We start from the raw sequence: 15510 nt of genomic DNA, 5'->3' as shown, positions 1-15510 counted from the left end.
CGCCGCGCGTCTCACCGAAGGCTCCCCTTAATCGGCAAATATCGCATATCTCCGCTGTCACCATAGCCAAGACGGAGGCACGCCGAATCGAGCCGCGCGGGCGGCACCCTCCCGCGGTTTGGTGGTCCTGGATCGGCCGGGTCAACTGTCTGACCCGGATGCGCGCCGTCCCGGCGGTTGCACATCCCATCTTCTGAGTGGAGCGTGAGAGGAATGGGATTACGCGACGGCGACACCGTGTCGTGGACCGGAGGATGGCGACCGACGACCCTGCTCGGTGGATTGTCGGCGCCGGTGCGGGACGAGGTGCTCCGGCTCGGGGTGCTGCGCCGCTACCCGGCCGGCACGGTTCTCATCCAGCAGGGCAGCTCCAGCCGGGAGGCCCTGCTGCTCCTCCATGGATATGTAAAGGTCTTCGTCAACTCCGGTGACCACGCGGTGCTGCTCACCGTGCGGTCGCAGGGCGACGTAGTCGGGGACCTCGCCGCGGTGAGCGGGCAGGCGCGATCGGCCACCGTCACCGCCTGCACGCACGTGGTAGCCCGGTTCATCCTGCCAGAGACACTGCGGGAGTTCCTGGCCCGCCATCGGCACGCGAACGAAAGGCTCAACGCGCTGGTGGTCGAGCAACTGACCGGGGCGAACCGTCGGCGCGCCGAGTTCGCGACGCTGCCGGTGGTGGAACGACTGGCCCGGGTCATCGGTGAGCTGGCGGGCATCTGCGGCGATCGCCGCCCCGACGGATCGGTCCGGCTGCCGCCCTGGTTCTCCCAGGCGGAGCTGGCCGATCTCGTCGGGGCCTCGGCGGATAGCGTTCAGCGGGCGCTGCGCGTGCTGCGGCGCAGGGCGCTGATAGATACCGGATACCGGTCCTTGACCATACGCGATCCAGCCCAGCTCGCGGCCGTCCGATCCGATTCCGACGTCGGTCCCGATCCGCGCTGAGTCAGGTCATCCCCGCGGCGTAGCGGCCGGCCCGGCGGTCGATCTCGGCGTCCAGATCCTCGTCGAGTCGTTCCTGCTGGGCCCGGCTCCGCTCGTCGATGTCGTGGATGCTCGCCTTGGTGGCCGCCTCGAAGGTGTAGTCGGTGACGTCGAGGCTCCGGCCGTGGAAACGCTGCCCGGCGGAGAGCTGCCGGTTGACCAGCACGTCGTAGGCGGTGGTGCCGCTGAAGATCTTCGCGAGCACCGGCAGGCTGTCCACCAGGATGAGCAGGAGTCGTACCAGCCACTGCGCCGCGTGCACGAATCCGCTCCGGTCCGACAACCGCTCCAAGCCTCGGGCCTCGTCGATGATGTCGATGGGTCCGAAGCTGCCCCGGAAATCCCCGACCTTCGTCGCAATGGCCGTCTCCACGGTCGCGCCGTGCGCCTTCCGCGAGGCGGCGAGTTGGGACGTCAAGGTGTTGATCTGCTGGTCGAGCACGGCTGCCCGGGTCCGCTTGCCGGGCAGGTCGACCTCCTTCTGGAAGCTGTCGGCCACCTTCCACGCGCTGTCACAACGGAACCCCTTCCCCGCCCGCCCGGACGTTCCGCCACGTTTGACGCCGGCGCACTCGTCCTGGGCGAACTTCTGCTTGCCGGCGAGGTCCGCGTTGAGCTTCGTGATCTCGGAGTCGAGCGCGTCACGCTCGGCGGTGAGTCGGGTCAGCTCGCCCTCCTGCGCCGCGGGCCCCTTGATGCCCAGTTGATAGTCGCGGCATTCGGGGAGGCTTGTTGTGTCCGTGCCGTCCGCCGGGTTGCACAGCGTCCAACGTCCGGCCTGGATCCGGACCTGCTTCTGTCGGTCCTGCTCGACGTCCGCGTGGATCGCCGGGTGGAACACCCAGAGGACGAGCGGCTCGGCGATCACGCTGCCGAGCAGGACCGCCATGACCAGCCGGGGAACGAACATGAGCCAACGGGACCGGCCCAGCGATCCGTGTGTGCTGGAAACCATCCAGCTATCGATGGCCAGCACGAGAAAGCCCCAGAACAGGGCGATCGGCACCACCATGGGCCACGGCACGTCGAGCACCCGGCGCAGTGCGACGAAGAGCGAGATCGCCGCCATGAGGCCGGTGTTCACGAGGATCAGGCCGAGCCGGGTGTAGCGGGGGCGGTCCTCCGGCACCCAGTCCAAGACCTCCTCCCGAATGCCGACGAGGCGTCGGGGCAGCACGGCAGGGCCGGCATCCGGCGGCGCAGGCCGATCGGCGACGGCGCGTTGGCGCGGGATCGCCGGTCCGTCCGGGCGGAGAGGGTGGGACGGTTCACCGTCGGTGGTCCCCAACTTCGGCAGTTCCACGGTGCTCTCAGTCATCTTCTTCCCGCACCTCCACGTCGACGTCGATGGCCTCGCCGTCGTCGTCACCCTTCCGCTCGTCGTTCTTGCCCGATTCGATCGGAACGGCACTGTCGGCGGTCAGCTCGTCGCGTTCGGGCGCGGTCAGCGCGCGATCCGTGCCGGACAGGTCGGCAACCAACTGGTCCACTCGTACGTTGACCATGTCGAGATGGCCGTTCTTGGCCAGTTCCCGAAGCACCTCCAGCTTCATCTCCAGTTGGCGGTTGCGGTCTTCGCGCTGCTCCCGGCGCCGAACCCGTTTGTCCTCCCGCTTCTCGCGGTCCCGCTCCAGCCGCTCCTCACGCTCCTGACGTTCCCGCTCACGCCGGTCCTCGCGATCCTCTCGGCGCCGCTGCGTGCTGTCCTGGCGTGTCCAGTCCAGTGCCCGGCGAGCGTCCTCGCGGTCCAGTTGGGCCTGATCCCGCTCGTACGCTTCACGCTCCTTGCTGACCAACTGCATCTGCTCGGCGAGTTGCCGGGCATCGATCTCGCCACTGGCCTGAGCGAAGATCAGTGCCTTGACCGGGTCGGTGCCGTACGCCTCGAACGCGAACTCGACCTCACGCCGGGCGAATTCCAGCTTCTCCGCCTGCAGCCGCTGCTCGTGCCGCTGCTGGCGGACGGCGGCCACGTGGGTGTGCTCCTGCTCCTCCTGCTCGGCGAGGTGCTTTCCCTCCCGGCGACGCCCGGCCAGGTGCTGCGCGTGCCGCTCGTCGTCGATCTCGTCGTCGTATCGGTAACCGCGTCGTTGCGTCTCCAGCAGGTGTTCGGTCTCGGCCTTGCGGCGTTGCTCCTCGAACGCCGCTTTCTCCTGGGGGGTCAACACCTCCACCCCCACGAAGCTCATTCGCATCCCGCGCACATCCGGTGGCTTGACCTCGGTGTACGCCCGTATCCGGGCCGTCGCGTCTCGACGCAGCGCGTTCAGGTCGTCCATGTGGTAGGTCAGGGCTAGGTGACCCAGCTTCGAGTCGCGCCGCAGGTAGGCCAGGATGGCCGCGCCGGCATTCATGTCCTCCCGGACCGCCCGGGCTGGATCGGTGACGGTGCAGGCGAATGTGACGCGGACGGTGAAGTCGAAGGCCGCCGCCGACGGCAGCGTCAGATCCGCGGTGACGGGGACACCCTCGGCGACGTTGACCAGGCTCACGTGGTCTGCGCGGACCACCTGGTCGTGCTCGGGGGAGAGCTCGCCCCGGTCGACGACGTACTGGCCGTCCACCCGGTAGACCCACACCTCGTGGGCCCCCGCGCGGGGCAGGTCGCCGGCTTCGCGTCGCTTACGGCCCAGGCCGAACATGCCTCGGCTCGCAGGCGGGTCCAGATGCTCACTACGCACGATCGGGTAGGCGTTCATACCATGCCTTTCTCAGCTTGCCTCGGGCGGTAGTAGCGACCGACCACGCCCAACAGGACGAGTGCAGGCGAGCGATCCTGCTTGCCTCGGCCGCGTCTCCATGAGTTGACGGTGCGGAGATCCTCGTAGAACGGGGCGACCTCGTCGGCCGGCAGCGCCGACACCAGCGCCTCGCCGAGCCGGGATGCCATGCCGAGCGGGTCGTCGCTGATGTGACCCAACTGGTTGAGCCCGTGCCACAGGGCCTGAAGCACCAGCGACCGGTGGGGGCGGAATCGGATTCCCTCGGCCCACAGCCGCGCGACGTCCGCCACACGCTCCGGGTACTTGTCGAGGTAGAGAAAGGTGACCGGAACCCGGTGCCGGTTCTCGCGCATGACGAGCAGCTCGGCCAGAACGCGTCGGGCCCGAACCGCGATCACCCGGTCCACGCGTCGCTCCGGCACCCGGTGCATCTGTCGTTCCAATGTCGAGAGGACCTTGCCGGCGTCATCGGTGTCCAACAGGGTGTCGAAGAGCGCCGCCATCGCGAAGCACGCCTGTTCGAAGCCCTTCGCCGAGGCCACGATCAGGTGCCACAGTTGCTTGATCGCCTGGGTCGGGTCGCACGAGCCGGCCTCCCCGCTGTACGCCATGGCCGCGGTCCACCGCTGTTCGGGATCGCCGTGGTTGGCCCACTGCTTGATCACTTTCAGCGCCGTCGGCATGGTGTCCTCGGAGAGGCACATCGCCCACAGGATGAAGACCGCAGTCACCTGTCCCGGGGACCGGACCAGACCCTTCGACCACGGCGTCAGGTAAGAGTGCTCGACCTCGTCGAAGTCGGCCGCGGCCAGCAGCGCCAGGCCGACGCCGATCTCGGCGTCGGATCCGTGTGCCACGATCTCGGTCAGCCACTCGGCGGTGGCGTTCCAGAAGGGCGTCTCGAATCGGCAGCTCAGCTCCCTGAGGACATGCCGTCGGTAGCTGTCGTTGCGGAAGCTCAGCACTCGGCGGTCCCAGGTCCGGCCGGCTACCCACCGCTCGGTGATGAGCCCCTCGTCGCTGAGGCGTTGCCGGCGGCGATCCAGGTCGTCCTCCTCCCGTTCGGCCTTCTTCTGTCGCCCGCCCGCCGCCGGCGACCTCGTCACCCCGTGCTGGCGCATCCTCACTTCCAGCCCGGCGCGAAGGGACTCGAACTCGCGGTGGGTGACCTCCCCGAGCAGGGCCAGCGCCGCCACGTCCAGCACGCTCGTCAGATCCTTCTTGTGCCCGTCGAACCAGTCCCGCACCCGTCGAGCGGACGTCTCCGTCAGCTTGCTCAACGCCGCCTTGGGCTTCTCGCCGTCACAGATGCGGCTCATCACGGCGACGACGTCCGTCATCGAACACTCGTCGTGGAACTGCCCGACGATTCGTTCGATCGCATCCTCCGGGAAGTCCCGGACCGCGAGGTGGACCCGCGCGACCGCGCGCAGGTCCGGCCGTCGCCAGGTCAACTGCCCGACCGATTCCACCCGGTCGTCGGCGGGGACCACGGTGGTCGTCACCAGGTACGCACCGGCCCGGCGTACCTGGTCGCGCACCGTTCGCCAGGCGAAGTCGAGGTCGTCGACCCGGTCGACCTCGGTGCGGTTGACGATGAGGTAGCCGTAGCCACTGCGGTACGAGCGGGTGGACAGATCCTTGTGGTCGCTGACCGCGGAAATCACCACGAGTTGTCCCTCGGTGACGGCCCGGAGCAGGTTGATGCCGCTGGCTCGCTTGCCCAGCCCCGTCGCGCCGCAGAGGATGACGACGTGATCGGCCGTCAGCCGTCGCAGAGCCTCTTCGTAGCCGTCGGGACGGCAGTAGTACCGCGTCTCCGCGCGGATTTCGTCGTCCGCGAGTTTGCCGATCGCCGCGCGGCGGGTGGCCTTGCCGCGCCCGCCGCTCTTGCCGATCGTCTGCGTGCTCACCCGCTCGTAGAAGAGGTTGATCACTTCCGCGATCTGCTTCGGGTCACGCTTGCCGTGGTCACCGTCGGCGCCGCTCGCACCCTCGCGGCCGCCCCTGTCACCACCCTCGGTAGCGACGGCCGTGGGCACCGGCTGCTCGACGGGCGCCGCCGGTTCGTCCGTCTGCGGAGGTGGTGTGCTGCCATCGACCGACTCAGTCACGACGGTGGTCCTTTCGGATCCCGATGACCTCGGCCGACACCTGACCGTGGAACTCGTTGATGACGTCCGCCCGGTAGTGCCGGTTGCCGGTGGCGGTGACTGCGGCAGGTCCGGAGTCGGGCACCGCGGCGGTGGTCTTCGCCGGCTCCGGGTCCGTCGTTCCGGATGGCGGGGCGAGTACCAGTCCGTGCACGTCGAACCCGGGCACGTACAACCAGGCATCCTCCGTGAATTCCTTGTGTCGCACCGTCACGTTGCGGAATCGGACGGGGCGCAGGGCGGTGTGTCCCTGGGCGACTGTGTCGAGGAAGAGGCGGTTGGAGAGCACCACCACCAGGTCGGCCTGTGGCGCCACGGCCTGCGCAGCGCGAGCCGGCGCCGAGTCGACGAGCCGACTGACCACGACGGTGCCGGCGCCGGCGTACCCGTTCGCGGCCGGTTCCACAATGCCGTGGTGCAGCGCCAGTCGCAGCCGCAGTCGGGCCTCATCCCGCCGGTCCTCGTTGTGGTCCGCCAACCGGTCGGCCAATTCCCGGGTGAAGTCGTCGATCAGCACGTTCTCTGGCTCGTCCGCCGGCAGGACCGCGAGTTCGCCGTCCCCCGCCTTCTGGCAGTCCCACGCCGGGCGACGAAGGCCCACCGCCGTCGCGCTGGCCGCCATGAGGTCAATCAGATCCCGCTGGATCGCGACCTGTCGCCGGCCGTTCGCCGCTCCGTAGCCGCGGGCATCGACTGACAACAGCGGCCGAAGACCGACCGGACCACGTCCTGCCATGATCTAACCCCACTCTCGCGGATGTGGCTGCTGGAACCAGCCAACTACAAGATCGTCATTCGGATTACCGCAAAATCCGGAATCCGTGCCAGCCACTCGTCGACGTTCGGCAGCGCCGATCCCGCTGAGCCGACGTGTCGGCCGACCTACTCATGCTCGAGCTGTGTTTTTGCGTGTGATGCCACCGTTCGCTATGGGGATGAATCTTGTTCCGGCGAGCAAAAGCGAACAACCGGCCAATCGTCCTTGTGCAACCAACCGATCGAGGACCGGGCGGCCCGGAAAGTCAGCGCAGAGCGCGATCGTCCAGTATTCGGAGTCAGGTTCCCGACACCTGGTTGCCGTACACAAATCATCGAAGGGGGATCGACTGCATTGTGTTCACTGGCGCTGGAGTGGTACCCATTCAACCGTGACCGTCCATATGCCTCCTCCCCGTCCGCGCCCGGCGGCCCCGGCACCCGTCCGGCTACCAGGTCCGGCAGCGGGCACCACCGACTCCGGTGCGACCCGTCAGCCGGTCGACGGGGTCAGTGCGGACGTCCACGCCATTCACCAGGCGGACGTCAGCGCGTTGCGCGCGAACCTGGACATCGCCTGGCGCAGTCACGCGGCACAGGAGAGCTGGACGGCCAAGGTCGATACGAAGGTTTCCATCTTCCTGGCTCTGGACGGCGCCGTGCTGGGATCCGTCCTCGCCGCACGGGCACAGCGTGGGGGCGCTTTCCAGCAACTGGACGGCTGGCGAGCCAACCTGCTCACGCTCGCCCTGGTGCTCTGCGCGGCCGGCGCCGTCCTGGCCGCGGCGGCGGTTTTCCCGATGCTGGGTCGCGCGCGTCGGGCTGAGCGACGGCGGGGCATCATCTATTTCGGTGATCTCCGCCATCGGGAGCCTGCGGATCTGGCCCGGCAATTGGCCGAACTCACCCTGCCTGAACATTTCGACCAGGTGGCCCGGCAGTTGGTGGCGATCGCCCGGACGAGCTGGGCGAAACACCGGATACTGCAATTGGCTTCAGCACTGACGATTCCCGGCTACGTGATGATCCTGGCGGTGCTGGCCACCTGAGAGCTGCCCGCCGCTGCTGCTGTTGTCCCGAGAACTGCTGCGCACATGAGTATTCGCACTCATGAGCGCCGGTGGGTACTGCGCGATTCTGCCCCCGCGCCTGTCATCGAGGTCCGCGAATTGTTCCGACGTGGCGCCGACGGTGCGACGTTGCGGCGCTGGGGAACTGGCGTGCCGGGCCGTGGAGGGCGTCGACGGCTACGGCGTGCGGACTGCGGGCTGAACCGGACCCGGGCACAGCCCGGCGGTGCTACCGGTTGGGGCGCGTGGACGTCCAGCCCTGGCGGTGCAGTCGCTCGACACCGTCCAGCAGCAGGTCCAGCGCGAACTCGAACTCGAACTGGTCGTCGCAACCCGACCCGACCACCGACTCGTCGTCGTGGGACGCCGCGCCGGCGATCGCGGCGAGGTGCGGGAACCGGGCGGCGACCTCCGGCGGGAAGCCGGCCGCCGGGTCGGATTCGGCCGGGCCGGAGCGGCCGGCGCGGCGGGTGGCGTCGAACAACTCCTGGCTGAAGCCGAGGATGCGGCTGCCCATCGCGTGCATCACGTGGTGGGCCAGGTCGGTGGAGAACCCACCGGCCCGGAGCGTGCCGACCATCGAGTCGAGATAGCCGAGGACGCCGGGCGTCGGCGTGTTCCGCGACTCGATCGCGAGCGCCGCCCAGGGATGGCGGAGCAGCATCTGCCGCGCCGAGAGGACGCGTCCGCGGACCGCCTGTCTCCAGCCGGCGTCGGGCGCCGGCGGGTCGATTTCGCCGACCACCACGTCGATCATGCCGTCGAGCAACTCGTCCTTGTTGGCCACGTGCTTGTAGAGCGCCATCGGCACGACGCCCAGGTGCTGCGCGAGGTTGCGCATGCTGAGGGATTCGATCCCGCCCGTGTCGGCGAGCGCGACGGCGGTACGCAGGACGCGCTCCCTGCTCAGGGGCGTGCGGCGGAGCGCCTCGGCCTGCTCGACCATGTCGTCCTCGTCTTCCGGGGGCAGTGCTTGCACCCTAACTCCCTTGACAGGTGTACGGTGTACACCCATCATGGGCGTACACCGTACACCTGGGAGGAACCATGAAGGCGATCGTGCAGGACCGATACGGCCCGCCGGAGACGCTGACGCTCGCGGACGTCCCCACGCCGAGACCCAACCCCGACGAGGTGCTCATCCGGGTCGAGGCCGCCTCGCTCAACGCGTACGACTGGCACGCCATGCGGGGCGACCCGCGGATGGCACGGTTGGCGCTGGGGCCGTCCCGGCCACGGGCGCGCATCCGCGGCCGGGACGTCGCCGGCCTGGTCGAGGACGTCGGCGCCGACGTTCAGCGGATCCGACCAGGCGACGCCGTCTTCGCCGACCTCGGCGACGCCAACGGCGCGTTCGCCGAGTACGTGTGCGTACCCGCGGCCCTGGTCGCGCCGCGGCCGGCGAACCTGACGCCGCAGCAGGCGGCGGCCCTGCCACTGGCCGGCGCCACCGCGCTCGTCGGGCTACGCGACGCCGGGCGGGTCGAGCCCGGCCACCGCGTCCTCGTCAACGGCGCCTCCGGCGGCGTCGGCACCCTGGCCGTCCAACTGGCCAAGGCGCTCGGCGCGACCGTGACCGGCGTGTGCAGCACCCGCAACGTCGACCTGGTCCGCTCGCTCGGCGCCGACCACGTCGTCGACTACACCCGCGACGACTTCACCCGGGCCGCGGACCGCCACGACGTCGTGTTCGACCTGGTGGGCAACCGCTCGCTCGCCGCGCTGCGCCGGGCGGCCACCCCGACCGGGACGCTCGTGCTCTCCGGCGGCGGCGTCTACCGGGGTGGCAGTCTCGTCGGGCCGGTCTGGTTGATGGCCCGTGCGCGGCTGCTCGCGCCGCTGGTCCGGCAGCGCGTCGTCGTCCTGTCCACGGCGCCCGGCCGGGACCACCTCGACGCGCTGCGCGCCCACGCCGAGGCCGGGCACCTCACCCCGGCCATCGACCGCACCTATCCGCTGGACGAGGTGCCCGAGGCCATCCGATATCTGGAGGGTGAGCACGCCCGGGCGAAGGTCGTCATCACCCTCTGACGGATCTCCGAGGTGGCGGCGGAGGAGGATGACCGCGGGGCGGTGCGCCGCACCGCCCCGCAGCGCGCGGCCGACGGCCGCGCCGGAGCATCCGTCAGCCGCCGCGCCGGTCGTGCGGGACGGTGACGGTGACGGTGCAGCCCGCCGGCCGGCCGATCTCGTCGTGACCGGTGTACGTCAGGCGGTACACCCGGTCGCCGCCCTTGCCGGCGCGTTCCGCCCGCAGTTTGCCGCGGGTGTCGGCGGTGCCGGTGGTGAAGCCGCTGACGTCGGTGGCGTCCCCGCCGGTCACGCCGGTGAGGGTGAACGCGTGCGGACCGAGCACCCCGTCCCGCAGGCCCACGCTGACGGTGACGTCGACGAGCTTGTGGTTCGGCGGCCACAGCACCGGCCGGTCCACCACGCAGTCCAGCGGCCGTACCGGCAGGGGTGCGGCCAGGGTGGCGGTGGCGTGCCCGATCGTCGCGGTGAGCCGGCCGCCGGCCTCGTAGTACATGTGCGCGGTACGGCCGTCGAAGTAGAACGTGGGGGCAGCCGACCGGCCGAGGTCGGGCGCGGCGGCCATCGAGTCGTGCACGACGCCGAGGTGGATCTCCTGGTCGACGTTCGCGCCCACGTCGACCGCGTGCATGTTGCCGTCGGCCGCGTGGTAGATCACCAGGTTGCGGTCGTTCCAGCGGAGGAAGAACGGCCCCGAGGCGTTCGGCCCCTCGTCGCCCTGCGGGGTGACGATCGGGTCGGGCTGGATGGCCCAGGTCCGCGCGTCGTTCGAGACGGCCCAGCGGATCCGGCGGGACACCGGCCCGGTGGGGCCGGGCGCGCCGCCGGTGGGGTTGTCCATGAAGACCATCAGATACCGCGTGCCGAGCCGGGCCACGGACTGTTCGAACACCCGGGCGTACGAGGTCTCGCCGCCGGTGCTCCCGTCCCGGCTGACGGCGGTGCCGCCGTAGTCGAAGTGGATGCCGTCGTCGGAGGTCGCGTACCGGGTGATCGAGTTCTCGCCGTGGTAGTAGAGGAAGAGCTTGCGCTCGCCCTCGATCCACACCGCGTGCGGGGAGGAGACGTGGCTGACCGTGGTGTAGTGCGGCAGCCACGTGTTGCCGATGAGCGGGTTCGCGTCGTACTCCGTCCACGGCCCGTCTATCGAGTCGGCGTAGGCGAGCGAGATGCCGCCCGGTCGTTCGTGCGGCGCGTAGTAGAGGTAGTACGTGCCGAGCGGGTGGGGGAAGTAGTCGGCCGCGCGGATGACGCTGGGGAAGATGAACTCGTCCGTCGGGTTGTAGGCGAGGTCGTCCTTGTCGAAGGCGGTGCCCGCGTAGGTGAACGCCGGGAAGTCGAGTCCGGGATCGGCGGCGGCCGGCACGGCGCCGGCCGCGGTGACCGCGAGCAGGGCGACGCCGGCGGTGGCGACGGCGCGGCGGGGTGAGGGTACGGATGGTCTCGGCATGCGTCTTCTTCCTGTGCTGTCGGGTGGCACCGAGGGACAGGCATAACTCTCGGTAGAGGTGCAGGCGTCATCGACCGTCGGAGCCGATGCGCCGCCGGGGTGCTAATACGTATTAGCATCTATGTTTCTCAAATGTTGCGGCCACACCGCCGCCCGTGTCAAGGGGGCCACCTCGCGCCGCCGCTAATGCGCATTACTTCAGGGAGTTCATTCGCCGGAAATCTTCGTCCACCCCTTGACACCGGCCGGGGTCAGCGGCCACGCTCCATCCCAACGCCGAGCGCTAATACGCATTAGCCGCCCCGGAAGGACCGACGTGACCGCTTCCCCCAAGCGCGTGACCCAGCGTGACATCGCCCGGATGGCAGGTGTCAGCCAGGCGACCGTGTCGCTGGTGCTGAACAACCGGACCGACGCCGACGTGCGCATCGCCCCGGAAACCCGGGACCGGGTGCTGCGGGTCATCGCCGAGACCGGCTACGCCGCCGACCCGGCCGCCCGCCGCCTCGCCTCGCGGTTCAACCGGATCATCGGCGTGTTCACGTACGAGCCCGCCTTCCCCAGCGGCAGCCGGGACTTCTTCCACCCGTTCCTGCTCGGCATCGAGGAGTACGCCGAACGGGTCGGCTGCGACCTGCTGCTGTTCACGAGCGCGCCGGTGGTGGACGGCCGACGACGCATCTTCCACCAGGACAACCGGCTCCGGCTCGCCGACGGCTGCATCCTGCTCGGCCGCGAGATCGACGGCGCGGAGCTGGACCGACTCAACCGCGACGGATACCCCTACGTCGCCGTCGGGCGCCGCGACGACGCCAGCGGTCCCGTGCCCTACGTCGGCGCCGACTACGCCACCGCGGTGGCCCACCTCGTCGAGCGCGCGTTGCGCGACGGTCACCGGCGCCTGACGTACGTGGGCATGGGCATGACCGCCGAGTCCTCGCGGGACCGGCGGCGCGGTTTCGACGCCGCGGCGACCGGCGCGGAGCACGCCCGGCAGGTCGTCGCGGCGGCCGGGGCGGCCGACGCCGCCGTCGACGAGCTGCGGGCCGACGGCAGCACGGTCGCCTTCGTGGAGGACTTCGCCACCGCCGTCGCGCTGGAATCGGCGGCCCGCCGGCGCGGCCTGTCCGTGCCCGGCGACCTGTCGATCGTGACGCTCGGCGACCCGACGTCCCCGGTGCCCACCGACATCACCTTCACCGGCTTCCACATCCCGCGCGAGGAGATGGGCCGGCAGGCCGTCGAGGTGCTCACCGGCGTCATCGACGGCAGCGCGGCCGGGCCGCAGCAGCGCCTGCTGCCCTGCGAACCCGTCGAGGGCGACACCCTCGGCGCACCCGAACCGGCGGTCGGCCGGCACTGAGCGGTCGACCGGCACTGAGCGGCCGACCGCACCGAGCGGTCGACCGGGCAACTGGAAGGAAGCAATGGCAAAGATGCGTGCGGACGTCCTCGTCGTCGGCGGCGGACTGGGCGGCGTCGCCGCGGCGCTCGCCGCGGCCCGGGCCGGCCGGTCGGTCGTCCTGACCGAGGAGTTCGACTGGCTCGGCGGGCAGCTCACCAGCCAGGCGGTCCCACCCGACGAGCACTCCTGGATCGAGCAGTTCGGCGCCACCGCCAGCTACCGGGAGCTGCGCGACGGCATCCGGGACTACTACCGCCGCCACTACCCGCTGACCGAGCGGTCCCGGGCCTGGACCGACCTCAACCCGGGCGCCGGCTGGGTGAGCCGGCTCTGCCACGAGCCCCGGGTCGCTGTCGCCGTCCTGGAGCAGATGCTCGCGCCGCACCGGGGGGCCGGGCGGTTGACGGTGTTGCAGCCGTACCGGCCGGTGGCCGCCGAGACCGACGGGGACCGGGTCACCGGCGTCACGCTCGCGCACCGGGACCGGGACGACCGGATCGAGGTGGTGGCGCCGTACGTGCTGGACGCCACCGAGACCGGCGAGCTGCTGCCGCTGACCGGCACCGAGTACGTCACCGGGTTCGAGTCGCAGGCGGAGACCGGCGAACCGAGCGCCCCGGCGCAGGCGCAGCCGATGAACATGCAGGCGGTGTCCGTCTGCTTCGCCCTGGACCACGTCGACGGCGACCACACCATCGACCGGCCCGCCTCCTACGACTTCTGGCGCGACTACAAGCCCGACTTCTGGGGCGACCGGATGCTGTCCTGGCGGTCGCCGCACCCACGGACGCTGGAGATCGTCGAGCGCAGCTTCACCCCGAACCCCGACGACGATCCGCTGAGCGTCCACGCCGACCAGCGGCTCAACCCCGGTGACGGCAACCTGTGGACGTTCCGGCGCATCGCCGCGCGGCGCAACTTCGTCGACGGGGCGTACGGCAGCGACATCACGCTCGTGAACTGGCCGATGATCGACTACTTCGAGAGCCCGGTCATCGACGTGCCGAACGCGACCTGGCATCTGGCCCAGGCGCGCGAGCTGTCGTACTCCGTCCTGTACTGGTTGCAGACGGAGGCCCCCCGCCCCGACGGCGGCACCGGCTTCCCCGGGCTGCGGCTGCGCGGCGACGTGACCGGCAGCGGCGACGGCCTGGCACAGGCGCCCTACATCCGGGAGTCCCGCCGGATCCGCGCCGAGTACACGGTGGTGGAGCAGGACCTCTCCCTCGCGGTGCGGGGTGAGCACGGCGCGGTGAGCTACCCCGACTCGATCGGCGTGGGGATGTACCGCATCGACCTGCACCCGTCGACCGGCGGCGACAACTACATCGACGTCGGCTCCTGCCCGTTCGAGATCCCGCTCGGGGCGCTGATCCCGCAGCGGATGGAGAACCTGCTGCCGGCCGGCAAGAACATCGGCACCACGCACGTCACCAACGGCAGCTACCGGCTGCACCCGGTCGAGTGGAACGTCGGCGAGGTCGCCGGCCTGCTTGCCGACTTCTGCCTGGCGCGGGGCGAGTCCCCGCGCGCGGTCCGCGGCACCCCCCGCCTGCTGGCCGAATTCACGGACCGCGTCTCGGCCGCCGGCGTCCAGCGCCGGTGGCCGCGGATCGCGGGCTACTGAAACCCCCGGTGAGGAGAAGATAGTGAAAACACGAAAGGGTTTGGCCGCCGTCGCCGCGGCGTTGTCAGGTGTCCTCGCGCTGTCCGCCTGCGGCGGTGGCGGCGAGGCGAAGGACGACGGCCCGGCCAGCCTGCGGATGACCGTCTGGTCGGCCAACGAGGCGCACCTGAAGCTGTTCAACGAGATCGCCGACGAATACCGCAAGAGCCACCCGGACGTCGCGGAGATCACGTTCGACCCGCTGCCGTTCGACAACTACACCACCACGCTGACCACGCAGATCGCCGGCGGCAACGCGCCCGACCTGGCGTGGATCTTCGAGAACTCGGCCCCGGACTTCGTCGCCTCCGGCGCGCTGCGCCCGCTCGACGACACGCTCAGGAAGACCGACGGCTACCAGTACGACGACCTGTCCGCCGCCACGCTCAAGCTCTGGCAGGAGGACGGCAAGCTGTACGCGTACCCGTTCTCCACCTCGCCGTTCGGGGTGTTCGTCAACACCGACATGGTGAAGAAGGCCGGGCAGAAGACGCCGGCCGAGCTGATCGCGGCCGGGCAGTGGACCTGGGACAACGCGCTGGCCACCGCCGGCGCGACCGCGGCGGAGTCGGGCAAGGCGGGCCTGGTGATCCGCGACTTCGACTACAAGGGCTGGGACAACCTGTCCACCTTCTGGACCGGCTGGGGCGCCCAGGCGTGGAGCGAGGACGGCAGGAGCTGCGGCTTCGCCAGCCCGGAGATGGTCGACGCGATGACCACCCTGCACAAGGCCATCTTCAGCGGCAAGGCGCTGCCCGGTCCGGGCACCACCGCCGACTTCTTCGCCGGTGACGCGGCCATGACGGTCACCCAGATCTCGCGTGCCTCGCTGCTGAAGGACGACGGTTTCGGCTGGGACCTGGTCCCGCTGCCGGCCGGCCCGAAGGGCCCGTACGCGGTGGTCGGGCAGGCCGGCCTCGGGGTGATGAAGAAGGGCCCGCACGCCGAGCAGGCAGCCGACTTCCTGGCGTTCTTCACCAACCCCGCCAACTCGGCGAAGCTCGCCCAGTTCTTCCCGCCGCCCCGCACGTCCCAGCTCACCGCCGAGACGCTCGGCAAGACGAACCCGAAGCTCAAGCCGGAGCAGCTCCAGAAGGTCGTCGTCGACGGCATCACCAGCGGCGTGGTCAAGCCCAGCCACGCCGGGCAGGCCGAGCTGAGCCAACAGGTCCGCGCCGGACTGGACCCGCTGTGGCAGCCGAACGCCGACGTCAAGGCCGTGCTCGACGGCGTCTGCGCCAAGATCCAGCCGTTGTTGGCGAAGTAGGGCCG

At 70.1% G+C, this 15510-nt stretch carries 12 protein-coding genes; 6 read left to right on the top strand and 6 right to left on the bottom strand.

All coding sequences use genetic code 11. From position 1 onward, the window contains the following. Positions 1 to 294 precede the first annotated feature (294 nt). On the top strand, positions 295 to 945 hold the full coding sequence (locus O7619_RS13380; protein ID WP_282288041.1) for a Crp/Fnr family transcriptional regulator: 651 nt from the start codon (positions 295 to 297) through the stop codon (positions 943 to 945). A gap of 1 nt (position 946) precedes the next feature. On the opposite strand, the gene O7619_RS13375 is transcribed toward O7619_RS13380, so the two are convergent. From O7619_RS13375 to O7619_RS13360, 4 genes are read right to left on the bottom strand one after another with little or no spacing between them, the layout of a single operon-like run. Next, positions 947 to 2302, bottom strand: coding sequence for a DUF4407 domain-containing protein (locus O7619_RS13375; RefSeq protein ID WP_282288039.1), 1356 nt, complete (start codon positions 2300 to 2302; stop codon positions 947 to 949). Further along, positions 2295 to 3683 (bottom strand): hypothetical protein, encoded by a 1389-nt coding sequence (locus O7619_RS13370; protein WP_282288037.1) that lies wholly within the window; start codon positions 3681 to 3683, stop codon positions 2295 to 2297. Before O7619_RS13370 ends, O7619_RS13375 begins: the two co-directional genes overlap by 8 nt. After that, positions 3680 to 5821 carry a hypothetical protein gene (locus tag O7619_RS13365; RefSeq protein ID WP_282288036.1) on the bottom strand — a complete coding sequence of 714 codons (2142 nt, stop codon included), beginning with the start codon at positions 5819 to 5821 and terminating at the stop codon, positions 3680 to 3682. Before O7619_RS13365 ends, O7619_RS13370 begins: the two co-directional genes overlap by 4 nt. Continuing rightward, positions 5814 to 6482: a hypothetical protein gene (locus O7619_RS13360; protein ID WP_282288035.1), complete on the bottom strand. Its 669-nt coding sequence runs from the start codon at positions 6480 to 6482 to the stop codon at positions 5814 to 5816. The genes O7619_RS13365 and O7619_RS13360 overlap by 8 nt, the downstream gene beginning before the upstream one ends. Positions 6483 to 7170: 688 nt before the next feature. Here O7619_RS13360 and O7619_RS13355 point away from each other — a divergent pair. Beyond that, on the top strand, positions 7171 to 7665 hold the full coding sequence (locus tag O7619_RS13355; protein WP_282288034.1) for a Pycsar system effector family protein: 495 nt from the start codon (positions 7171 to 7173) through the stop codon (positions 7663 to 7665). A gap of 250 nt (positions 7666 to 7915) precedes the next feature. Here O7619_RS13355 and O7619_RS13350 read toward each other — a convergent pair whose 3' ends face one another. Beyond that, positions 7916 to 8632 carry a TetR/AcrR family transcriptional regulator gene (locus tag O7619_RS13350; protein WP_282288818.1) on the bottom strand — a complete coding sequence of 239 codons (717 nt, stop codon included), beginning with the start codon at positions 8630 to 8632 and terminating at the stop codon, positions 7916 to 7918. Between the two features lie 101 nt (positions 8633 to 8733). Here O7619_RS13350 and O7619_RS13345 point away from each other — a divergent pair, with 101 nt between their 5' ends. Beyond that, positions 8734 to 9717: an NAD(P)-dependent alcohol dehydrogenase gene (locus O7619_RS13345; protein WP_282288033.1), complete on the top strand. Its 984-nt coding sequence runs from the start codon at positions 8734 to 8736 to the stop codon at positions 9715 to 9717. 94 nt (positions 9718 to 9811) lie between these two features. Here O7619_RS13345 and O7619_RS13340 read toward each other — a convergent pair whose 3' ends face one another. Beyond that, positions 9812 to 11167, bottom strand: a complete 1356-nt coding sequence (locus O7619_RS13340) for a hypothetical protein (protein ID WP_282288032.1) — start codon at positions 11165 to 11167, stop codon at positions 9812 to 9814. Between the two features lie 316 nt (positions 11168 to 11483). On the opposite strand from O7619_RS13340, the gene O7619_RS13335 reads away from it, so the two are divergent. The 3 genes from O7619_RS13335 to O7619_RS13325 all read left to right on the top strand — a co-directional run bounded on the left by O7619_RS13335 (position 11484) and on the right by O7619_RS13325 (position 15505). Continuing rightward, complete coding sequence (locus O7619_RS13335; RefSeq protein WP_282288031.1) at positions 11484 to 12530, top strand: LacI family DNA-binding transcriptional regulator; 1047 nt, start codon at positions 11484 to 11486, stop codon at positions 12528 to 12530. A 73-nt stretch (positions 12531 to 12603) separates the two neighbouring features. Then, on the top strand, positions 12604 to 14199 hold the full coding sequence (locus O7619_RS13330) for an FAD-dependent oxidoreductase (protein WP_282288030.1): 1596 nt from the start codon (positions 12604 to 12606) through the stop codon (positions 14197 to 14199). Positions 14200 to 14221: 22 nt separating this feature from the next. After that, positions 14222 to 15505: a sugar ABC transporter substrate-binding protein gene (locus O7619_RS13325; RefSeq protein WP_282288029.1), complete on the top strand. Its 1284-nt coding sequence runs from the start codon at positions 14222 to 14224 to the stop codon at positions 15503 to 15505. The last annotated feature ends 5 nt before the right edge of the window (positions 15506 to 15510 follow it).

The organism is Micromonospora sp. WMMD998 (assembly GCF_029581235.1).
In the GTDB taxonomy this organism is placed as follows: domain Bacteria; phylum Actinomycetota; class Actinomycetes; order Mycobacteriales; family Micromonosporaceae; genus Micromonospora.
Note: the sequence above shows the minus strand (reverse complement) of the source record. Positions and strands in the feature narration are given on the sequence as shown.